Source organism: Bradyrhizobium sp. Ce-3, assembly GCF_022835695.1.
Taxonomy (GTDB): Bacteria; Pseudomonadota; Alphaproteobacteria; order Rhizobiales; family Xanthobacteraceae; genus Bradyrhizobium.
On record NZ_BQUV01000004.1, the window covers coordinates 406088 to 427748 of the forward strand.

21 protein-coding genes are annotated in these 21661 nt (G+C 66.5%); 10 read left to right on the forward strand and 11 right to left on the reverse strand.

What is annotated here, in order from left to right; translation table 11 throughout:
* Positions 1–23: 23 nt before the first annotated feature.
* The gene (locus BRSPCE3_RS16555) at positions 24–680 is read right to left on the reverse strand and encodes a DUF1285 domain-containing protein (RefSeq protein WP_244066994.1); all 657 of its coding nucleotides are present in this window, start codon (positions 678–680) and stop codon (positions 24–26) included.
* Between the two features lie 229 nt (positions 681–909).
* Here BRSPCE3_RS16555 and BRSPCE3_RS16560 point away from each other — a divergent pair, with 229 nt between their 5' ends.
* The 6 genes from BRSPCE3_RS16560 (at position 910) to BRSPCE3_RS16585 (ending at position 10802) form a co-directional block, all read left to right on the forward strand.
* On the forward strand, positions 910–1914 hold the full coding sequence (locus BRSPCE3_RS16560; RefSeq protein ID WP_244066995.1) for a MoxR family ATPase: 1005 nt from the start codon (positions 910–912) through the stop codon (positions 1912–1914).
* On the forward strand, positions 1914–2855 hold the full coding sequence (locus BRSPCE3_RS16565; RefSeq protein WP_244066996.1) for a DUF58 domain-containing protein: 942 nt from the start codon (positions 1914–1916) through the stop codon (positions 2853–2855). The genes BRSPCE3_RS16560 and BRSPCE3_RS16565 overlap by 1 nt, the downstream gene beginning before the upstream one ends.
* On the forward strand, positions 2855–5659 hold the full coding sequence (locus tag BRSPCE3_RS16570; RefSeq protein WP_244067261.1) for a DUF4159 domain-containing protein: 2805 nt from the start codon (positions 2855–2857) through the stop codon (positions 5657–5659). The genes BRSPCE3_RS16565 and BRSPCE3_RS16570 overlap by 1 nt, the downstream gene beginning before the upstream one ends.
* A gap of 1 nt (position 5660) precedes the next feature.
* Positions 5661–7724, forward strand: a complete 2064-nt coding sequence (locus tag BRSPCE3_RS16575) for a hypothetical protein (RefSeq protein WP_244066998.1) — start codon at positions 5661–5663, stop codon at positions 7722–7724.
* A gap of 176 nt (positions 7725–7900) precedes the next feature.
* On the forward strand, positions 7901–8323 hold the full coding sequence (locus tag BRSPCE3_RS16580) for a DUF2946 family protein (protein WP_244067000.1): 423 nt from the start codon (positions 7901–7903) through the stop codon (positions 8321–8323).
* Between the two features lie 112 nt (positions 8324–8435).
* Entirely contained in the window at positions 8436–10802 is a 2367-nt protein-coding gene (locus tag BRSPCE3_RS16585) for a TonB-dependent receptor (protein WP_244067001.1), read from the forward strand.
* Positions 10803–10947: 145 nt separating this feature from the next.
* Here BRSPCE3_RS16585 and BRSPCE3_RS16590 read toward each other — a convergent pair whose 3' ends face one another.
* From BRSPCE3_RS16590 to BRSPCE3_RS16600, 3 genes are all read right to left on the reverse strand, one after another.
* Positions 10948–11265 carry an EthD family reductase gene (locus BRSPCE3_RS16590; RefSeq protein ID WP_016839733.1) on the reverse strand — a complete coding sequence of 106 codons (318 nt, stop codon included), beginning with the start codon at positions 11263–11265 and terminating at the stop codon, positions 10948–10950.
* Between the two features lie 113 nt (positions 11266–11378).
* Positions 11379–11891, reverse strand: coding sequence for a GNAT family N-acetyltransferase (locus BRSPCE3_RS16595; RefSeq protein WP_244067003.1), 513 nt, complete (start codon positions 11889–11891; stop codon positions 11379–11381).
* A gap of 64 nt (positions 11892–11955) precedes the next feature.
* Positions 11956–12444, reverse strand: coding sequence for an NUDIX domain-containing protein (locus tag BRSPCE3_RS16600; RefSeq protein ID WP_244067004.1), 489 nt, complete (start codon positions 12442–12444; stop codon positions 11956–11958).
* A gap of 159 nt (positions 12445–12603) precedes the next feature.
* Between BRSPCE3_RS16600 and BRSPCE3_RS16605 the strand changes: the two genes are divergently transcribed.
* The gene (locus tag BRSPCE3_RS16605; protein WP_244067005.1) at positions 12604–13491 is read left to right on the forward strand and encodes a metallophosphoesterase; all 888 of its coding nucleotides are present in this window, start codon (positions 12604–12606) and stop codon (positions 13489–13491) included.
* A gap of 61 nt (positions 13492–13552) precedes the next feature.
* Here BRSPCE3_RS16605 and BRSPCE3_RS16610 read toward each other — a convergent pair whose 3' ends face one another.
* The 3 genes from BRSPCE3_RS16610 to BRSPCE3_RS16620 form a co-directional block, all read right to left on the reverse strand.
* A complete protein-coding gene (locus tag BRSPCE3_RS16610; RefSeq protein ID WP_244067007.1) occupies positions 13553–14323 on the reverse strand; it encodes a hypothetical protein in 771 nt (256 codons plus the stop codon).
* Positions 14324–14345: 22 nt separating this feature from the next.
* A complete protein-coding gene (locus tag BRSPCE3_RS16615) occupies positions 14346–14921 on the reverse strand; it encodes a hypothetical protein (RefSeq protein ID WP_244067008.1) in 576 nt (191 codons plus the stop codon).
* Between the two features lie 314 nt (positions 14922–15235).
* Positions 15236–15445 (reverse strand): hypothetical protein, encoded by a 210-nt coding sequence (locus BRSPCE3_RS16620; protein WP_016839740.1) that lies wholly within the window; start codon positions 15443–15445, stop codon positions 15236–15238.
* A 240-nt stretch (positions 15446–15685) separates the two neighbouring features.
* Between BRSPCE3_RS16620 and BRSPCE3_RS16625 the strand changes: the two genes are divergently transcribed.
* Positions 15686–17128, forward strand: a complete 1443-nt coding sequence (locus tag BRSPCE3_RS16625) for a short-chain fatty acyl-CoA regulator family protein (protein WP_244067009.1) — start codon at positions 15686–15688, stop codon at positions 17126–17128.
* A 2-nt stretch (positions 17129–17130) separates the two neighbouring features.
* Here BRSPCE3_RS16625 and BRSPCE3_RS16630 read toward each other — a convergent pair whose 3' ends face one another.
* The 3 genes from BRSPCE3_RS16630 to BRSPCE3_RS16640 all read right to left on the reverse strand — a co-directional run bounded on the left by BRSPCE3_RS16630 (position 17131) and on the right by BRSPCE3_RS16640 (position 18933).
* Positions 17131–17388 carry a hypothetical protein gene (locus BRSPCE3_RS16630; protein ID WP_244067011.1) on the reverse strand — a complete coding sequence of 86 codons (258 nt, stop codon included), beginning with the start codon at positions 17386–17388 and terminating at the stop codon, positions 17131–17133.
* A 287-nt stretch (positions 17389–17675) separates the two neighbouring features.
* Positions 17676–18107: a hypothetical protein gene (locus BRSPCE3_RS16635; protein WP_244067012.1), complete on the reverse strand. Its 432-nt coding sequence runs from the start codon at positions 18105–18107 to the stop codon at positions 17676–17678.
* 79 nt (positions 18108–18186) lie between these two features.
* A complete protein-coding gene (locus BRSPCE3_RS16640; RefSeq protein ID WP_244067014.1) occupies positions 18187–18933 on the reverse strand; it encodes a serine protease in 747 nt (248 codons plus the stop codon).
* A 295-nt stretch (positions 18934–19228) separates the two neighbouring features.
* Between BRSPCE3_RS16640 and BRSPCE3_RS16645 the strand changes: the two genes are divergently transcribed.
* Positions 19229–19642, forward strand: coding sequence for a nuclear transport factor 2 family protein (locus BRSPCE3_RS16645; protein WP_244067015.1), 414 nt, complete (start codon positions 19229–19231; stop codon positions 19640–19642).
* Between the two features lie 237 nt (positions 19643–19879).
* Here BRSPCE3_RS16645 and BRSPCE3_RS16650 read toward each other — a convergent pair whose 3' ends face one another.
* Positions 19880–20215 (reverse strand): GYD domain-containing protein, encoded by a 336-nt coding sequence (locus BRSPCE3_RS16650; RefSeq protein WP_244067016.1) that lies wholly within the window; start codon positions 20213–20215, stop codon positions 19880–19882.
* A 448-nt stretch (positions 20216–20663) separates the two neighbouring features.
* Between BRSPCE3_RS16650 and BRSPCE3_RS16655 the strand changes: the two genes are divergently transcribed.
* Positions 20664–21614, forward strand: a complete 951-nt coding sequence (locus BRSPCE3_RS16655) for an aldo/keto reductase (protein WP_244067018.1) — start codon at positions 20664–20666, stop codon at positions 21612–21614.
* The last annotated feature ends 47 nt before the right edge of the window (positions 21615–21661 follow it).

Below are 21661 nucleotides of genomic sequence, written 5' to 3' on the forward strand. Positions count from 1 at the left end.
CTTCACCTTCAGCAACGGCTCGTTCAAAGTGCGTCCCTCACCTGGCTGGCGTCGGCCATCGCGAAAAACTCGCCGCCGGACTCGATGCCGAACATCTCCTGACCATCGACCATCCGCTGCTCGCCCATGTCAACCAGATCGTAGTAGAGCGCACGGGTCACCTTCGCCCACAGATCGGCGCGGACGTGCAGATAGGGCGTCAATCCGCCGTCTTCGGCGGCCTCGAATCTGAGCCCGTGGCCTTTCTCGCAATCGACCCAATCGTCGACATTGGTGCGGAACCTGAGCAGCCTGCCGCGCGCGTCTTGCTCGGTCTGCATTTCCACGGCAAGGAACGGCGCGTCGTCGACGCGGATGCCGACCTTCTCCACCGGTGTCACGAGAAAGTGCTTGCCGTCCTCGCGCTTCAGGATCGTGGAGAACAGCCGCACCAGCGCGGGGCGGCCGATCGGCGTTCCCATGTAGAACCAGGTGCCGTCGGTCGCGATTCGCATGTCGAGATCGCCGCAGAATGGCGGATTCCACAGGTGAACCGGCGGCAGGCCCTTGCGTCCGGCAGGACCCGATGTCGCAGCTTGATTGGCAGCATGGGTCAACCCTTCGAGGCCCTTGCCTCCAAGAGGCTTGGTTTCGAGCCCCGTAGTTTCACTGCCGGAATCGCTCTGCCCTTGCTTCGCCATTGTTTGCCTTAAAGTTTCCTACCCTCAATCTGGCACATTTGGTGCACGTATCCTGAGATGTGGTCGGGATGTCATTCTCGCCACATCGTGATGCCGTTCATACCCTGAAATACCGATAAGGTGGGGATAGTTTAATTCAACGAATACATGGCCTTCGCACAGGTTTAGCATGCGAGCCATGTGGTGACGACGCGGGAATCACACGCATCGTCAAGAAGGAGCGGATCGAATGGCCGGTGCAGACAGCGTCGAGAAACTGGAGGATGTGATCGTCCGTTCGGCCGAACAGGTCGCGGGCCAGATCAAGGCCGCCAAGGAAGCGGTCTCCACGGTGATCTTCGGCCAGGACCAGGTGATCGAAAACACCCTGGTGACGATCCTGTCCGGCGGCCACGCGCTGTTGATCGGCGTGCCCGGTCTCGCCAAGACCAAGCTGGTCGAAACGCTCGGCGTCACGCTCGGGCTCGACGCCAAGCGCATCCAGTTCACGCCCGACCTGATGCCGTCAGACATTCTCGGCGCCGAAGTGCTCGACGAGAGTTCGGCCGGCAAGCGTTCGTTCCGCTTCATCTCGGGTCCGGTGTTCGCGCAGCTGTTGATGGCCGACGAGATCAACCGCGCCAGCCCGCGCACCCAGTCGGCGCTGCTGCAAGCCATGCAGGAGCAGCACATCACCATTGCCGGCGCGCGGCATGACCTGCCGAAGCCGTTCCACGTGCTCGCGACGCAGAATCCGCTCGAGCAGGAAGGCACCTATCCGCTGCCCGAAGCACAGCTCGATCGCTTCCTGATGGAAATCGACGTCGATTATCCCGATCGCGACGCCGAGCGGCGCATCCTGTTCGAAACCACCGGCGCCGAAGAGGCAACGGCCAAGCCGTCGATGGACGCGGAGACGCTGCTGTCGGCGCAGCGCCTGGTGCGGCGGCTGCCGGTCGGCGATTCCGTGGTCGAGGCGATCCTGACGCTGGTGCGCGCGGCGCGCCCCGGCACCGAGGGCGGCGAGGCCGGCAAGCTGATCGCCTGGGGACCGGGTCCCCGCGCCAGCCAGTCGCTGATGCTCGCGGTCCGCGCCCGTGCACTGCTCGACGGCAGGCTCGCGCCGTCGATCGACGACGTGCTCGATCTCGCCGAGCCCGTGCTCAAGCACCGCATGGCGCTGACCTTCTCGGCGCGCGCCGAGGGCCGCACCATTCCGGACGTGATCAAGCAGCTGAAGACGCGGATCGGTTGATGGCGGCAGACAACAGGCATCTGAACGAGGAGATTCTGGCGGTCCGACGTGCCGATGGCGAAAGCCGAACGCTCGCCGCGTCGCTGCCGCGTCTGGTGCTTGAGGCCCGCCGTGTCGCCGCCAACGTCATCCATGGCCTGCACGGCCGCCGCCGCGCCGGTGCGGGCGAGAATTTCTGGCAATACCGCCGCTTCGTCTCGGGCGAGCCGGCGCAGCGCGTGGACTGGCGCCGCTCGGCACGCGACGATCACCTCTATGTCCGCGAGCAGGAGTGGGAGGCCGCGCACACCGTGTGGATCTGGGCCGACCGCTCGCCCTCGATGGCCTTTGCCTCACGCGACGCGCGCGACAGCAAGCTGGAGCGCGGGCTGATCGTCGCCTTCGCGCTGGCCGAACTGCTCGTCGCCGGCGGCGAACGCGTCGGCATTCCCGGCCTGATGAACCCGACCGCAAGCCTCAACGTGATCGACAAGATGGCGGAAGCGATCCTGCACGACGAGCAGACGCGCGCGAGCCTGCCGCCGTCCTTCGTGCCGTCGTCGCTGGCCGAGATCGTCGTGCTGTCGGATTTCTGGTCGCCGATCGCGGAGATCACGGCGATGTTGGGCGGGCTGTCCTCCTCCGGCGCGCACGGCACCATGATCCAGGTGGTCGACCCCGCCGAAGAGACCTTCCCCTATTCCGGCCGCGTCGAATTCGTCGAGCCGGAGGCCGGCAGCGTCATCACCGCGGGCCGCGCCGAGAGCTGGGCGAGCGACTATGTCGCCCGCGTCGCGCTGCATCGCGACCAGATCCGCGCCGAGACCAACCGGCTCGACTGGCTGTTCTCGACCCACACCACAAGCCGCTCCGCGGCCGAGCTGCTGCTGTTCCTGCATGCCGGCATGATGGTGAGCAAGGGCGGCGGCCGCTCAACCGTCAAGGCGGGACGCAGCGCATGATCGCAGGGCTCCCGCTCTCCTTCGCCGAACCGCTGCTGCTGCTGGGGCTGGTCAGCCTGCCGGTGCTGTGGTGGCTGCTCCGCGTGATGCCGCCGCGGCCGCGCCGGGTCGAATTCCCGCCGACGCGGCTGTTGTTCGACATCGCGCCGAAGGAGGAGACGCCGTCACGCACGCCGTGGTGGCTGACGCTGCTGCGGCTCGCCGCCGCCGCGCTCGTCATCTTCGCCGCCGCCGGCCCGATCTGGAATCCGCAGACCGGCGTTGCCGCCGGCAAACAGCCGCTGGTGATCCTGCTCGACGACGGCTGGAGCGCCGCTTCGAGCTGGGATGCGCGGATCAAGGCGGCGGACGAATTGATCGCCAATGCCGACAGCGATCGCCGCGGCGTCGCGCTGGTGCCGCTGTCGGAGCCTGCGCGCGACATCACGCTGATGCCGGCCGGCGCCGCGCGCGTCGCGCTGCGCCAGCTCGCGCCAAAACCCTACTCGATCGATCGCGTCGAAACCCTGGCGACGCTTGGGCGTTTCCTCAAATCGACCGGCGACTGCGACATCGCCTGGCTGTCCGACGGCGTCGACACCGGCCGCGGCAGCGAATTCACCGAAGGTCTCGGCAAGGTGATCGAGAGCCGCAATCTGACGATCTATGCCGGCGGCGCGCAATCGGCGCAAGCGCTGGTCGCGGCCGAGAACGCCGCCGCCAAGATGACCGTGAAGGTGCTGCGCACCGAGAGCGGCATCGCGGCCGGAACGGTGCGCGCGGTCGACGCCAAGGGCTCGCCGATCGGCGAGGCCCGCTACGCATTCGGCCCGCAGGAGCGCGAGACCGAAGCCGCCTTCGATCTTCCGGTCGAATTGCGCAACGACATCGCGCGGCTCGAAATCGCCGGCGAGCATTCGGCCGGCGCCGTGCAGCTGCTCGACCGTCGCTGGCGCCGCCGCGCCATCGGCGTCGTCTCGGGTGCCAGCAACGACACCGCGCAGCCGCTGCTGGCCTCGACCTTCTATCTGTCCCGCGCGCTGTCGCCGTTCGCCGATGTCAGGCTCGGCGATCGCGGCGCGCCGCAGCAGGTGATCGGGCAATTCCTCGATCAGCGGCTGCCGATGATCGTGATGGCCGACGTCGGCACGCTGTCGCCGGAGATCCGCGACCGCCTCAACGCCTGGATCGAGCAAGGCGGCGTGCTGGTGCGCTTCGCCGGCCCTCGCCTCGCCCAGGCCGATGACGACCTCGTCCCCGTCAAGCTGCGCCGCGGCGGACGCACGCTCGGCGGCAGCCTGACCTGGGAGAAGCCGCAACACATGGCCTCGTTCGCCGCCGACGGTCCGTTCGCGGGCCTCACCGTGCCGAAGGACATCACCGTCAGCCGCCAGGTGCTTGCCGAGCCCGACGCCGTGCTCGCGACCAAGAGCTGGGCCTCGCTCGAGGACGGCACCCCGCTTGTCACCGGCGAGCATCGCGGCAAGGGCGTGGTCAGCCTGTTCCATGTCGGCGCCGACATGCGCTGGTCCGATCTGCCGATGTCCGGCACCTTCGTCGAGATGCTGCGCCGGCTGATCGACATGTCCGGCTATACCTCGAAGCCCGGGCCCGGCGTCGCCAGCGATCCCAATGCCGAGACGGTGGCGCCGCTGCGCACGCTCGACGGTTTTGGCGCCTTCGGGCCGCCGCCGGCGACTGCCAAGCCGATGTCGGCCGACTATCGCGACCGCGGCACCGCGGACCATCCGCCCGGCTTCTACGGCACCGCCGAGAGCCCGATCGCGGTCAACACGCTGGCTTCCGCCGACCGCATCGCGCCGCTCGATACGTCCGGCCTGCGCGCCAAGCATGCGACCTACACCAATGCCGAACCGCGCGACCTGCGCGGCATCATGCTGTCGACCGCGCTGGCACTGTTCTTGCTCGATGCCATCGTGGTGGCGATGCTCGGCGGCGGCCTCGCCGCGCTGATCCGGCGCCGCGCCGCCCCCGCCGTGATCGCGCTCGCCTTCGCGCTTGTGGTGTTCGGGCCGTCATCGACACGGGCCGACAGCGCCGCCGACGACTTCGCCATCAAGGCGGTGTCGCAGACCCGCCTCGCCTATGTCGTGACCGGCAATGCCGACGTCGACTCCATCGTTAAGGCCGGGATGTCCGGACTGACGCTTTTCCTCGGTCAGCGCACCGCGCTGGAGGCCGGCGATCCCGTCGGCATCGATCCCGCGCGCGACGAGCTGGCGTTCTTCCCGCTGATCTACTGGCCGATCGTGCCGGGCGCGCCGAAGCCGCCGCAGGACGCCATCAACAAGATCGACGCCTATATGAAGCAGGGCGGCACCGTGATCTTCGACACCCGCGACGCGGTCGAGGCACCCCCGGGCGACAATGGTTCGTCGCAGACGCCGGGCATGCAGACGCTGCGCGAATTGCTGTCGACCCTCGACGTGCCCGAGCTCGAGCCGGTGCCGCGCGAGCACGTGCTGACCAAGACGTTCTACCTGCTGCGCGACTTCCCCGGCCGCTTCAACTCCGGCCAGACCTGGGTCGAGGCGCTGCCGCGCGAGGACGACGAGGAGAGCGCGCAGCGCCCGGCCCGCGGCGGCGACGGCGTCTCGCCGATCATCATCACCTCAAACGATCTCGCCGGCGCCTGGGCAATCCGCCCCGACGGCCAGCCGATGCTGCCGCTGACGCCGGGCGAGCCTCGCCAGCGCGAATTCGCCTTCCGCGCCGGCGTCAATATCGTGATGTACACGCTGACCGGCAACTACAAGGCCGACCAGGTGCACGCGCCTGCTTTGATCGAGCGGCTGGGACAATAATATGAACTACGGTATCGCCTTCACACCGCTGGTTCCCTCGATCGTGCTGTGGCTCGGGCTCGGCGCGATCGTCGTCATCGCGGCATTGCTGCTGCTGTCGCGCGCGCGCGGCGCCGCGGTGCGTGTCGCCGCCCTGGCGCTGATCCTGCTCGCGCTGGCCAATCCCTCCTTTACCCGCGAGGATCGCGAGCCGCTGACCTCGGTCGCGGCCGTCGTGGTCGACAAGAGCCCGAGCCAGAATTTCGGCACGCGTAACCAGGAGACCGACAAGGCGCGGCAGGCGCTGGTCGACAGCCTGAAGCAGATCAAGGGCCTCGAGGTCCGCGTCGTCGAGGCCGGCCAGGCCGACGGCGAAACCGACGGCACAAAACTGTTCGGCGCGCTGACGTCGGCGCTATCGGATGTTCCGGTCGAGCGCGTCGCCGGCGCGTTCATGATCACCGACGGCCGTGTGCACGATATCCCGGCCAACGCCCAGGCGCTCGGCTTCCAGGCACCGGTGCATGCCTTGATCACCGGCCGCAAGGACGAGCGCGACCGCCGCATCGCGGTCACGGCCGCGCCGCGCTTCGGCATCGTCGGCCAGACCCAGACCATCACGTTCCGGCTCGACGACCAGGGCGTCAGCGGCGAGCGCGCCAAGGTCACGATCCGCCGCGACGGCGAGGTGATCAACGAGCGCACGATGACCAGCGGTCAGACCTCGAGTGTCGACATCGACATCAAGCACGCCGGGCCCAACATCGTCGAGATCGAGGCCTCGCCGCTCGAGAACGAGCTGACGCCGGTCAACAACCGCGCCGTGGTCGCGATCGACGGCGTGCGCGACAAGCTGCGCGTGCTGCTGGTTTCCGGCGAGCCGCATGCCGGCGAGCGGACCTGGCGCAATCTGCTGAAGTCCGACCCCAGCGTCGATCTCGTCCATTTCACAATTCTCCGTCCGCCGGAGAAGCAGGACGGCACGCCGATCAACGAGCTGTCGCTGATCGCGTTTCCGACCCGCGAGCTGTTCCAGCAGAAGATCAACGAATTCCAGCTGATCATCTTCGATCGCTACGCCCGCCAGGGCGTGTTGCCGATCGCCTATTTCGACAACATCGCGCGCTATGTCCGCTCCGGCGGCGCCGTGCTGGTCTCGGCCGGTCCCGACTACGCCTCGACCACCAGCATCTGGCGCACCCCGCTGGATTCGGTGCTGCCGGCCGAGCCGGTCGGCGTCACCGAGAAGCCGTTCTACGCGCATTTGAGCGATGCCGGGAAACGCCATCCGGTGACCCGCGGGCTGGAGGGCTCGAATGCCGAGCCGCCGCATTGGAGCCGGTTCTTCCGCACCGTCGACACCCGCAACGCGATCAACCCGCCGGTGATGACCGGCGCCGACGGCAAGCCGCTGCTGCTGCTGTCGCGGTTCGGCGAAGGCCGCGTCGCGCTGCTGCTGTCCGACCAGATCTGGCTGTGGGCGCGCGGCTATGAAGGCGGCGGCCCGCATCTCGATCTGTTGCGGCGGGTGTCGCACTGGCTGATGAAGCAGCCTGACCTCGACGAAGAGGCGCTGCGCATGCAGGTGCAGGGCAAGGACCTCGCGGTGGTTCGCCAGACCATGGCCGATACGGTCGCGCCGGTTACCGTGACGTCGCCGAGCGGCGCCACCCATGAACTGACCTTGACCGCCGGCGACCCCGGCGAGTGGCGCGCCACGCTGCCTGCGAACGAGCTTGGCCTGTGGCAGGCCACCGACGGCACGCTCAAGGCGCTGATCAATGTCGGCCCGACCAACCCGAAGGAATTCTCCGAGGTCACCTCGACCACCGACATGCTGAAGCCGCTGGCGCAAGCGACCGGCGGCGACGCGCGGCGCATCGTCGACGGCTCGAGCCTCGACATGCCGCGCATCGTGCCGGTGCGCTCGTCGACGATCTTCCGTGGCGACGGCTGGCTCGGCGTCAAGATGCGCGACGCCAGCGTGGTCAAGGGCGTCGGCGTGCTGCCGATGTTTGCCGGCCTGGTCGGCCTGCTGCTGTTGCTCGGCGCATTCGCGGCAACCTGGCTGCGTGAGGGACGCTAGAGCGGGATGGCTTTCTTCGAATCGCCATCCGCGTTGCGGCAAACACACAGCGGCAACACGTCGACACAATATGTCTGAACCTCGGTTGACATCGCGTCCGCCATCCGATGTTATAATGTAACATCGGGACCGCCTGGGGAAATGGCGCGCGCCCGATCGGGTGGGCGCAATCAGGCATGAAGTGGTTCCGGAAACACGTCAGGACTGGCTCGCGGCTGGCGCTGTTCGCGCTGGCCGTCCAGTTCGTGCTGTCGTTCGGACACTTCCACCCGATCGCGGCCGCGCAAGCGGCGCCCGCCGTCCAGACCGGCCTGTCGCTGCTCGATCTCGCCTATATCGGGACCGCGGCGACGCCGGACCTCGCGGTCCAGGTGACCGCGACCGAGCCGCCCGCCAAACATGACAACGACCGGCATCCGGCCGACTATTGCTCGATCTGCGCCGTCATCTCGCTCGCGAGCAGCATGCTGTTCACGGCGCCGCCGGTGCTGTTGCTGCCCGAGGCCGTCGAGCTTCTGTTCCGCACCACCAATGCCGAATTCGTCCATCTGAAGTCGGCACCTGCGGCGTTCCACTCCCGCGCACCTCCTCTGTCCTGACATCGACTGATTGCTGCACGCCCTGAGCGGACGGCCGCGTCACGATTGCGGCCTGCACTGCCGAGGCAAATCGGAATCGATCCGTCGCTGCGACGGGGTCTGGACCAGGACAATGACACTTCAGAAGAAACGAGCACTCCACATCGGAGGCGCGAGCTGGCTGTTGCTTGGCGCAATGAACGGCGCGGCGCTGGCCGATGACCCGCCGACGCAACTCCCCGACGTCACCGTGACGGCGCCAAGCCCGATCCAGCGGCACCGCACCGTGCGGACGCGCACGCCGGTTCACACGGTCCGGGCTGCACCCGGCCGCAACCGCGAACGCGCCGCAGCCGTGCAACCGGCGCAAGCGGCAGCGGCGCCGGCGCCGCAGCAGGGCGTGCTGCCCGTCGTCACCGACCAGTTCGCGACCGTCACCGTGGTGCCCAACGAGGAACTGCGGCGCTCCGGCGGCGCCACGCTCGGCGATTTGCTGTTCTCCAAGCCCGGGATCACCGGTTCGAGCTTCGCGCCCGGCGCGTCGAGCCGCCCGATCATCCGTGGCCTCGACGTCAACCGCGTCGGCATCGTCGAGAACGGTCTCGGCGGTGGCGGCGTCTCGGATCTCGGCGAGGATCATTTCGTGCCGATCGACCCGTTCTCGACCAACCAGATCGAGGTGGTGCGGGGACCGGCCGCGCTGCGCTACGGTTCGACCTCGATCGGCGGCGTGGTCAGCGCCACCAACAACCGCATCCCCGACGCGATGCCGACCTGCGCCGCGACGCCATTCCAAAGCTACGGATTGCCGGTGAAGGCGCCGCTGGCCGACACAGGCGCGCCGGGTTGCCTCAATGTCGAGACCCGTACCTCGGTGAGCTCGGTCAATCGCGGTGTCGAGGGCGGCATGCTGCTCGATGCCGGCGGCAACAATGTCGCCGTCCATGCCGACGTCTATGGCCGCACCACCAGCGACTACAGCATCCCGAGCTATCCGTATCTGTTCGACCAGACCCGCGCGGTGAACAGCCGCCAGCCGAACTCCGCCACGCAGTCGGACGGCGCCTCGGTCGGCGCATCCTACTTCTTCATGGGCGGCTATATCGGCGCGGCGATCACCCAGAACGACGCGCTCTACCACATTCCCGGCATAGACGGCGCCGATCACCAGACCCGGATCGATGCGCACCAGACCAAGATCGCGGTGAAGGGCGAGTACCGGCCCGATGCCGCGGCCATCGACGCGGTGCGGTTCTGGGTTGGTGCGACCGACTATCGCCACAACGAGCTCGGGCTTGCCGATCCGGCCGACCTGACCAGCGACGGCGTGCGCCAGACCTTCACCAACAAGGAGCAGGAAGCCCGCGTCGAGGTGCAGATGATGCCGTTCAACGCGCGCTTCGCAACCGTGACCACCGCGTTCGGCCTGCAGGCCGGGCATCAAGAACTGACCGCGCCGAGCCCGGACGATCCGGGCGCGCTGTTCAACGGCCTGTGGAGCCCGAACAACAACAACCGTGTCGCTGGCTACGTCTTCAACGAGTTCAAGTTCACGGATTCGACCAAGGCGCAGGTCGCGGGCCGCATCGAGCATGTCGAGCTACATGGATCGACGCCGGATTTCCCAGCCGACTTCCTGCCCGACGGCGCGCCGCAGAGCTCGGTTTCGCGCAATCCGTCCTACACGCCGGTCAGCGGCAGCGTCGGGTTGATCCAGAACCTGCCGGGCGATCTCGTCGGCAGCATCACGGCGCAATATGTCGAGCGCGCACCCAAGCCCGCGGAGCTGTTCTCGCGCGGCGCGCATGATGCGACCGCGACCTTCGACATCGGCAATCCGAACCTGACCATCGAGACCGCGAAATCGGTCGAGATCGGCCTGCGCAAGGCGACCGGACCGTTCCGCTTCGAGGCCACCGCCTACTACACCCGCTTCAGCAATTTCATCTATCGCCGCCTGACCGGCGTGATGTGCGGCGAGGATTTCGATTCCTGCGGCAATGGCGATCCGAACAACGAGGCACGCCAGGCGGTCTATTCGCAGCGCGACGCGATCTTCCGCGGCGCCGAGTTCCAGAGCCAGCTCGACATCGGCTCGCTCAATGGCGGCATCTGGGGCATCGAGAACCAGTTCGACGTGGTGCGCGCCACCTTCACCGACGGCAGCAACGTGCCGCGGATTCCGCCGGTGCGGCTCGGCGGCGGCGTCTACTGGCGCGACAGCAACTGGTTCACCCGCGTCAACCTGGTGCACGCTTTCGCGCAGAACGACATCGCTGTGATCGGCGAGACGCCGACTGCGGGCTACAACCTGCTGAACGCGGAGATCACCTACAACACCAAGCTCAGCCAGTCATGGATCGGCGCGCGCGAGATGACGCTTGGCCTCGCCGGCAACAACCTGCTCAACCAGAACATCCGCAACTCGGTGTCCTACACCAAGGACGAAGTGCTGATGCCGGGCCTCGGCGTGCGGGCGTTCGCCAATTTGAAGTTCTGAGACAGACGTGTCCCTCTGCCGTCAGCGGCAGAGGGATTTTTCGTCGCGTAGCCCGGATGAAGCGCAGCGCAATCCGGGGACACCACTTCCGCGTCGAGACTGTCCCGGATTTCGCTTCGCTCCATCCGGGCTACGAACTCAGTCGTCAATGCCCGACGACGACTTCGCTGATCTGAATCACCGGCTGCAGATCGGTGTAGTTCGGAATGTCGCCCATGATCTCCTGGGCGTGCTTGCCCATGCCGGCTGCAAAGGCCTCAACCGAGTCGCAGAAGATGTGGCACATGCCGACATAGGTCGCGGGTTGCCCCGGCGCGCCGCCGGCGAGACCCTTGTCGACGGTGTAGTATTTGCAGGCGTCGCCGAGCCGCGCCTTCACCAGCGGCATGTGCTTGTCGCGATAATAGTCGTGATCAAAGCGTGCGCCTGGATTGTTCGGATACATCACACTGACCTTGATCATGGCGCGCACTCTCCCTGTTGAGTTGACATGCGCCGGTCTTGTCCCGGCGCTTGCCTCAACTGTGCTTCAGTTTCCGAAGGCGCGCAACCGTTCCGGCAACACTCGCGGAAACGTCAGATCGCCTTGCTCCAGTCCGGCTGAATCGCCCCGGACACACCCTCGAACGCGCCGTCGACCAGTTCCATGACAAGCAGGCGACTGTAGTCGACCGGGCCGGGCATCGTCATCCGCCCCTTCGGGACCGGCTTGAAGCCGACCCGCGCATAATACGGCTCGTCGCCGACCAGCACGATCAGCCGGTGGCCCTTGGCGCGGGCATCATTGATCGCGCGCTCGAGCAGCGCGCGGCCGACGCCGCGGCTGCGGAACGGTGGCTCGACGGTCAGCGGCCCGAGCATCAGGGCCGGCGTGTCGCCGATCGTGACCGGCAGCTGGCGCACCGAGCCGACCAGCAGCGTGCCGATCCGCGCCGTGAAGGAGACATCGAGCAGATGATCGACATGCTCGCGTAGCCGGTAGGCGCTAAGCACGAAGCGGCCGGGCCCGAAGGTGCGCTCGTGCAGGCGCTCGATCGCCTGGGCGTCTTTCGGGGTCTCGGGCAGGATGGTCAGGGACAGTTCGGTCATTATGGGCGCGGGATAGCATCTGGCGCGGGCGCGGTCCATCACCGCCGCGTCGCCGTCGGCGACATCACCGCCATGTCGCCGTCGGCGGCTTGCCCTCGAGCACCTCTGATATCCGCAGCCGCGTCCCGGGGGTGGTCTCGTCGGGCAGATCGGCCGGATCGAAGAAGCCGCAGGCCACGATCTCGCGATTCGGCTCCGGCAGGCGGTCCTGCCGGTAGTTCCGGACGATATAGACCGCGACATGATCGCGCGGCGAGACGTGGCTGTTGTGGAAGATGCCGTGCAGCACCGGCTCGCCCACGAGCTCGATCCGCCCCTCCTCCTCCAGCTCGCGCCGCAGCGACTCGATAAAACTTTCGCCAACCTCGACCCCGCCGCCGGGCAGATACCAGCCATGGACATAGCTGTGCTTGACCAGGAACACCTTGTTGTCGGCATCGAGCACGACAGCGCGGACGCCCAGCGTCATGCTGCGGACCAACCGCCAGTAGAAATGAAACACCCACCTGATCTGCGGCTCGTAGCGTTTGCGTAAAGTCAGCAGGACCGTCACTGAAGCCTCGACATCATGGTGTTTGATCCATGCTTGAATCCTTGCATTGATCCTTGCGCAGCTGCGCAGCTCTTGCCAATACAGGGCAGCACGTTCGGGATAGCACGACATGACCGGCTGCCGGCCACTTTTCGCGGACAATCCGAAGGGAATCGCATGATGGCGGCGTTCCGCCTCGCGCATCTGTCGGACCCGCATCTGCCGCCGCTGCCGGCGGCGCGGCTACGCGATCTCGCCGGCAAGCGCGCCTTCGGCTATTTGAACTGGACGCGCAACCGTCACAAATATCACCGCCGCGACGTGCTCGACGCGCTGGTGTCGGACATGCAGGCGCAGCAGCCGGACCACATCGCCGTGACCGGCGACCTCGTCAACCTGGCGCTGGATGCCGAGTTCAATCCGGCGCGGCAATGGCTGGAGGGCGTCGGCGGTGCGGCCGACGTCACCGTGGTCCCCGGCAATCACGACGCCTATGTGCGCGCCACCCGGCATCGCTTCGTCAGTCAGTTCGGCGACTATCTGCGCGGCGACGCCGACGGCGCGGCGGCGCATTTTCCGTTCGTGCGCCGTCGTGGCCCGGTGGCGCTGATCGGTGTCTCCTCGGCGGTGCCGACGCCGCCGCTGATGGCGACCGGCTGGCTCGGCCATGCCCAGCTCACCGCGCTGGATGCGATCCTCGCGCAGCTGTCGCGGGAGGATGCCTTCCGCGTCCTGCTGGTGCATCACCCGCTGCACTCAGACGGGCGCGCCAAGCGGCTGACCGATTCGCATCAGCTGCTGGCGCTGCTCAAGCGGCACGGCGTCGAGCTGGTGCTGCATGGCCACGACCACATCCATTCGACGATGTGGTTCGACGGGCCCGAGCGCAAGATCCCGGCGATCGGCGTGCCGTCGGCATCGGCGCTGGCGCGCAAGCACTATCCTGCGGCGGCCTACAATTTGTTCTCGATCGAGCATGACGGCAATGGCTGGCGCTGCGAGCAGACCGTGCGCGGCCTCGGCAGTCACGACGGCATTCGCGAGCTCAAGCAAGCGCGGTTGTCCTAGAGCTTTTTGTTTTGACGCGTTTTCTTCACGCGAACCGGTGTCCACTTCGCTCGAAAACGCTCTAGTCCCCGCCTCCGCCGCCACAACCACCGCCGCAGCCGCCTCCGCTGTCGCCGCCGCCTCCACCATCGCCGCCACCGCCATCACCGCCGCCGTGACCACCCCCATCGCCGCCGCTGCTCCCATCGCTGCCGGCGTCGCCGAAGCCGGCTGACGATCCATCGATCGACGAGTCCGAGAAATCTCCGCCGCAATAGGGGCTGCTGCCGCCGATGCCGCTGCGGCGCAGCGCCTCGCAGTCGGTGTGGTAGATGAAGCCGTTCGCGATGTTCAGCTTGGCATCGAGCGCGAACAACAGCGGCAGCCGCGTCGGCCTGATAGGATCGATGTTCTCGTATTTGCAGCAGTACCACCAGACCCGCCGCAGCCCCTCATTGCTCCGGCGGCGCTCCTTCACCAGTACGACCGCGGGCGTGTGATGCAGGAAGCTGCCGAAGGCGCGCCGGCAGAACGCGTCGTATTCGCGGGTGTAAAGAATGAATTCGTGCCAGAGGTCGTCGGCGGCTTGCGACGGCATCGAGACGTAGCGCTTGCCGCTCATCAGATAGGCGAGGAAGAATTGCCGCAGGCCGCGCGAGACCAGCGCGCTGTCCTTGCGGGTGAAGCCGGGGTGATGCTTCTCGAGCCGGTCCAGCAGGCCCGCCGGCCATTTGAAGGTGCGGATATATTCGGCGCGCCGCAGCGTCTGCCATTTGCCGAACAGCACAGCGCTGCCGACCACCGCGGCGGCCGCCAGGACGCCGAAAAATGCCGAGGCGGGTGTTATGACCACGATGCCCCCCGCCCCTCAGCGGCTAGAAATTCTGCAAGCTCGCCAGCAACGCGAAGCCGAACAGCGCCAGCGCGCCCAGGACGAAGCCGAGCACGAACATGCCGACCCCGCCGCGGCGCTTCGGCGCCACGACCGGCGCGGGTGGCGGTGCCGGCGGCTCGGCGACCGGAAGCGGCGTTGCCACCATCGCATGCTCGCGCTCGATCATGCGCCGCGCGACATAGTCGGTGACCGCATCGACGATCACGGCGACGTCGTGCGATTCGGCGAGCACGATGCGGCCGAAGCGGGTGTCCTGCACGAAACGGTAGATGCGCTTGTCGCGACCCATCAGCACATGCGCGACCACATCGATCCACAGCCGCGGCGTCTCGCCCTGGCTGATGCCGCGATCGAACAGATCGACCTTGTCGGGCACCTGCGCGAACAGCGGATCGAGCGCGTCGTTGAGGATCTCGAGCCGCGCCACCTCGGCATCGCGCAATTCGACCACGACGCCGGTGCGGTCGGCCGCCTCGATCCGCGCCCGCCGCAGCGCCTCTCGCAGCGTCGGCCGCATCTCGCGCGCCTCGCTGCCGGTGTTCTGCGGATCGGACATGCCTTACGGCCTCGTAGGTGACGGGTTGCCTTACCCATTAACCTATCAGCAACCATGACGTCCGCAAAGGACGTTGGTTCCCAAGCACTTAGAGCGTTTTCGAGCGAAGTGGATCCCGGTTCGCGTGAAGAAAACGCGTCAAAACAAGAATCTAGAGCCCCGTTCCGATTCAATCGGAACGGGACAGGCTCTAGGCGGCCACTTATCCCCAGCTGAAAGATCCCCGGCGCTGTCCCAAAAAGCGGTCGGCCCCACCCGGATGAACCGGATGGGGCCGCCGTCCTTGGACGTTTCTTAGCTCAGATAATTTGGTGTCAGGCCGAAACCCGCGACGGCTCCTCGACGATCGAGAAGCGCACGCCGGCCTTGTGGCGGCTCTCTTCGGAGACTTCCTTCCAGCACTCTTCGGCTTCCTTGCGGGTCTTGAACGGACCGCGGACCTGGGCGGAGCCTTCGACGAGCTTGTGGAAGTTCATCGAGCCGAACTCGCCGCCGATCACCCAGAAATTGCTGCCCTTGCTCATCGTCAGTCTCCTCTAAAAAATCCTGCTGCCTGCTCAGCCGCCTGAATTCTGATCCCCACGACCTGCCCACTGTACCGACATTCTTGACAGAGCATCGCGAAGTGCGTGTCAGGAGATAAACGCGAAAAGGCGAAGTTCGTACAGATACCTTGTTTTTTATTGGTGATGTCATGTAACATCTGAACTTGTAATAAATGTCGATTTGTAAATTTTGTCACAATATAGGTCAGGAAGACTGCCATGCCGGGGGAGTCTGGAAAGAAGCTGTTCGTCGGTCCGCGGTTCCGGCGGATCCGCCAGCAATTGGGCCTGTCGCAGACCCAGATCGCCGAGGGGCTCGGCATCTCGCCCTCCTACATCAACCTGATCGAGCGTAACCAGCGCCCGGTGACAGCGCAGATCCTGCTGCGGCTGGCCGAGACCTACGATCTCGATCTGCGCGATCTCGCCACCGCCGACGAGGACCGCTTCTTCGCCGAACTCAACGAGATCTTCTCCGATCCGCTGTTCCGCCAGATCGATCTGCCGAAGCAGGAGTTGCGCGATCTCGCCGAGCTCTGCCCCGGCGTGACCCATGCGTTGCAGCGGCTCTACGCCGCCTATACCGAGGCGCGCCGCGGCGAGACGCTGGTGGCGGCGCAGATGGCCGATCGCGAGGGCTCGCAGTTCGACGCCAACCCGATCGAGCGCGTGCGCGATTTGATCGAGGCCAACCGCAATTACTTTCCGGAGCTGGAGACCGCGGCGGAGAATCTGCGCGACGAGCTCAACGTGCCGACCGAAGGCCTGTTCACGGCGCTCGCGACGCGGCTGCGGGAAAAGCATTCGATCGTCACCCGCGTGATGCCGGTCGACGTGATGCGCGAGACGCTGCGCCGTTTCGACCGCCATCGCCGCCAGATCCTGATCTCCGAGCTGGTCGACAGTGCCGGCCGCAGCTTCCAGCTCGCGCTGCAAATCGGCTTCGTCGAATCCGGTGCCGCGATCGACGCGATCGTCAGCCGCGCCGGCCCGCTCGACGACACCGCGCGCAGGCTTTATCGCATCACGCTCGCCAATTATTTCGCGGCGGCCGCGATGATGCCCTATCAGGCGTTCCATTCCGCGGCCGAAGCCCTGAGTTACGACGTCCACGTGCTGGCGCAGCGCTTCAATGCCGGCTTCGAGCAGGTCTGCCACCGCCTTACCACGCTGCAACGGCCGAACGCACGCGGCGTGCCGTTCTTCCTGCTGCGCGTCGACAATGCCGGCAACGTGTCGAAGCGGTTTTCCTCCGGCACTTTCCCGTTCTCCAAGTTCGGCGGCACTTGCCCGCTGTGGAACGTGCATTCGACCTTCGACATGCCCGACCGCTTGCTCAGCCAGGTGATCGAGCTGCCGGACGGCACGCGCTACTTCTCGATCGCACAGACGGTGCGGCGGCCGGTGGCACCCTATCCGCAGCCGCAACCGCGCTTTGCGATCGGGCTCGGCTGCGAAATCCGGCATGCGGCAAAACTCGTCTATGCCACCGGCATGGATCTGGAGAAGGTCGAGGGCACGCCGATCGGCGTCAACTGCCGGCTCTGCGAGCGCGAGAACTGCAGTCAGCGCGCCGAGCCGCCGATCACGCGCACCCTGATCCTCGACGAGACCACGCGGCGGGTGTCGTCGTTCGCGTTCTCGAACGCGCGGGAGCTATAAGATCAATCGACCGGCGCAAAGGCCTTGCACCAGCCATCCTTGCTGATCGCGCCCTCGACCACCTTGCAGCCGTCGGGCGCGACGAACAGCGTGCACAGCCCGCAGGAGTAGATGCCGTTCGGCCTGTCCTGATATTCGGCCTGCGGCTTCGTCATCTTGTCGGAGGCCGCGGCGGTGCGCAGCAGCAGCGCCGCGGGCATTCCCGTGATGGTGGCAGCGATCAAGGTACGCCGCGAACATTCGGACTGTCGTTTGGCCATGGTGTTCACCCCATGCGTCGTCCCGGCGAAAGCCGGAACCCATTCTCCGCGGCGGCATTGTAGACGAGACTCTTCGACGTCGTCCCAGCGGAAGCGAGGACGACACCGGAGATCGCTCTGAGGCGCAGCGCCTCTCTCCCACGTCATTCCGGGGCGCGCCTCTTTGGCGCGAGCCCGGAATCCATCATGCCGCATGACGTGTAGATGAATGGATTCCGGGCTCTCGCTTCGCTCGCCCCGGAATGACGAGGGGTGATGCCACGCAATGCCGATGAGCAGCCGACCGCTCAGGGTTTGCGCAGATTGAGCGAGAAGCGCAGGTTCAGCGGCTGCAGCATTTCGGGCGGCGGCGCCTCGCCGACATTGCCGCGCTTCAGGATTGTGCGCAGGTCCTCGGTGGCGCCGGCATCGCTGAGCGCGGGAAACGTGACGCGCTCGACGGTGCCGTCAGGATTGAGCCAGGCGCGCACCACGAGCGTCGGCGGCGGCCCGTTCTCCTTGCCGGAATGCTCGATGACCCAGTTGCGGAAGCGATTGGCAACGGTCTCGTCGGCCGCGACCCATTCCTCGAAGCGGTATTTGACCAGCTTGGCAAACTGCGCCCATGACGGCGGCGCCTGCTCGGGATTGCGAAAGTTGGCGTCCTGGGCATGGCCCGGCGCCGGGGCGAGGATCAGCAGGCCGAACGAGAGCACGAGCGTGCCCCGCAAGATGAGCATGGTTTTGGACAAGGGTTGACCGCGGACAGCAGGCTGACGGGACGACGCGAGAGTATTGGCGGTTGCAGCAACTAGTCCGTCATTGTTGCAGGCATGTGACGCGTGCCGAGATGCTGGCGGCGCGATGCGCGCGCGACGCGGTGCCGCTCATCTGCGGCCGGTCGTCTTCCTGGAAACGGACGCCATGCGCGGCAAGAAAGGATTTGGCGTGCGCGGCATCGACCGCAAGCACGCGGTCGATCGTGGTCCTGCGGCTCACCACGCCCTCGACGAGGCCGCGGGAATCCAGCACCGGCGCACCGCTGGTGCCGAAGGTGACGTTCGAGCGCAGCACGAGGTGCTCGGGATCGCGCAGCGTGGTGTCGACGAACGCATTGCCGAGCGATCCGCCATGCGCCAGCATCGGCTTCAGCCGGTCATAGGCCTCGGCAAACACCATGTCGTTGGCAACCGACGCGCTAGCGCGCGGGAATACCGCCGCCAGGCCGAGCGTGCGCGGCACCTTGATCAAGGCCATGTCGGTCGTGGCCAGCGCCACCACGCGCGCCGCGACGGCCCGCCCCTCCTTGCTGACGACAATGCGGGCACAGTCCGCGACCGCATGGCGCGCGGTGAGCATGTGGCCGAGATCGTCGACAAAGAACGCGGTGCCGTCGAGCCGCTGGCTCACGGCCGGCGGCCCGGTGACGTCACGCGCCAGCGGCTTCGCAGCTTCGATCTGTCGCGCCGGTTGAAACAGGGAGAACGGCACCTGCGCCGCCGCCCGCTGCGGCGCGACGCCAATGACGGCGCAACCGATCACGAGCGCCGAGGCCAGCCCGACCATGCGGGCAGGCCATCCCGCGCGGACCGCCGACGCGGCGCGGCCCAACATCGAAACCGAGTGATGCACTTTCAGACCTCACCCCCGCGGACCTCAAGCCCGCCCCCCTCAATGCCGCCGTGCAGCTCGCCCGCGGCAGAGCACTCTCTACTCCATTTCGCGCGGCCGTACGACCCGGCGCATCACCCACGGCCGTCACCTCGACGCATCAAACCGTGAAACGATGCCTTTCCATCCTTGCCGTTTCGCAACGGCGCCTGCGGCCACATGATCTTGGGGTGTGACATGGAGATCTCGAATGAACAAGCATGCCAGCAAAACCGGCGTCCCGCTGTCGGCGGGCGTAGATTCGCGCGTGATCGAAACGCTGCTGACCCGCAATCTCCCCGAGGTTTTCGGCGAAGCCGATCCGGTGCGCCGACGGGCCGCCATCGACGAGCTCTACACCGCGGATTGCGTGGTCTACGCGCCGCCGGGCATTGTCGTGGGCCACGATGCGCTCGACAGGTTCGCTGGCGATCTCCGCGCCACGCATCCGCACTTCGTTTACACGCCGCATGGCGCGCCGCAGGCGCTGCATCATTCGGGACGCCTGGCATGGGGCTCCGGGCCGCAAGGCGAGACGCCCGCCTACACCGGCGTCGATTTCATCATCGCGCGCGACGGCAAGATTGCGGCGCTTTACGTATACCTGGATCCGCGGCCCGCGTGAGCGGCGAAGGACCTGCGGTACGAGGTGGCGGACGTCATGCGACGGCACAACCAGCCGGGGCTTGCGAGCCGGCATGCGCGCAGGACATCCGCCTGAGCGACTGCTCATCCGTTGACGGCGCCCCGGATCTGTGGCGCGCAACGGCCCTCGCCTTCGCGCGGCGCGCCCGGAGGCGCCGCCGCGCGAGAGAGACGACTGTGTCAGATCGATCTGCGCGGATCCTGAACGTCCGCCCTGCTAGCCACCGGGCGGCGTGTAGGCGGCCTTGAGCTTGGTCGCGTGCTGACGCACCACCTTGATCTCGTCCTGGGTGAAGAGCCGCACCAGCCGCACATTCTGCATGGCGCCGGCCGCCACGACCACGCCGCTGATCGCCGGCGCGAAGCTCGGATCCTGCACGTCGAAGATCACCATCACGCCGGGGCCATCGGCCGAGGTGCTGTACATCGAAATCAACTTGCCGCCGGCCGCCTCGATCAACTTCCTCGCCGCCTCGTAGCGGTTGGTCGACGGGTTTTCCATGATGTTGTTGAGGGAACGCGGGGTGTATTCACCAGAGAAGCAGAAATGCATGGCAATCGCTCCGTTTGGCTGGAATGAAAACGACATTCACCCGGGCGCCGGGCCCAGGCAGAAGATTTCGTACTGAAATGAGGAAGAAGCGGCCTGCCGATGGCCAGTCTCGCTGCCGCGCATTCTCCGGAATTCGGCGTGACCGGTGGCAGCTCGCGGCGCAATCTACACCAACCGCCCGGCAAATGAAATCGCGTTCCCTGTGCCGTCACGAAAATCGAACCATGATCGACGCGGCGCTGTAGGGCAGTGCGCCTGACACACGCGCGAGCATGGTGTGCCCACGACAGCCCGAAGCGGATCTCGGCCGCGGCTTTGCCTCGCATCATGCGGCCGGCACAACGCCTTGCAAACAAGGGCAATCTGCCGCAGTGTCCGGCGCCTGCCATCAAGAACAAGCGCAAGAACAAGCGCAAGAACAAGTACAAGAACAAGCGAAAGAACAAACATGAAGCATCGCGCACTCGGCCGCTCCGGCCTCACCGTTCCTCCCCTGTGCTTCGGCTGCAACGTGTTCGGCTGGACCGTGGACGAGGCCTCGTCATTCCGCTTGCTCGACATCGTGCTCGATCAGGGGCTGACGTTCCTGGACACGGCCGACGTCTATTCGCGCTGGGTGCCGGGCCATCAGGGCGGCGAGTCTGAGACCATCATCGGCAAATGGATGAAGGCGCGCGGCAACCGCAGCCGCATCATCCTCGCCACCAAGGTCGGCATGGACATGGGGGGCAGCAATGTCGGGCTGAAGCCGGACTACATCGCGCGCGCCGTCGAGGACTCGCTGCGCCGGCTGCAGACCGATCACATCGATCTCTACCAGTCGCACAAGGACGACGAGACGACGCCGCAGGAAGAGACGCTCGCGGCCTATGACAGACTGATCAAGGCCGGCAAGGTCAGGGCGATCGGCGCCTCGAACTTCTCCGCCGAGCGGCTGAAGAGCGCGCTGGATATTTCCAAGGCCAACGGGCTACCGCGCTACGAGAGCATGCAGCCCGAATACAGCCTGGCGGAGCGGTCGAGCTATGAGGGCGCGCTGCAACGCGTCTGTGTCGAGAATGACGTCGGCGTGATCACGTTCTTCTCGCTCGCCGCGGGCTTCCTGACCGGCAAATATCGCTCGGAGAGCGACTTCGCCAAGAGCCCGCGCGGGACGCGGAGCATTCCGAAATACATGAACCCGCGCGGCATGCGGATACTGGCCGGCCTCGACGAGGTCGCCGCAGAGACCCGCGCCGAGCCGGCCGCAGTGGCACTCGCCTGGCTGATGGCAAAGCCCGGCGTCACCGCACCGATCGCCAGCGCCACCAAGCCGGAGCAGGTCGCAACGCTGGTTGCGGCGGCGAAGCTGGAGCTGAGCAAGAGCCAAATTGAACGGCTGGACACGGCGAGCGCGTGACGGGGCGATTCACTTCACCTCGCCCCGCGTGCGGGGAGAGGTGAACG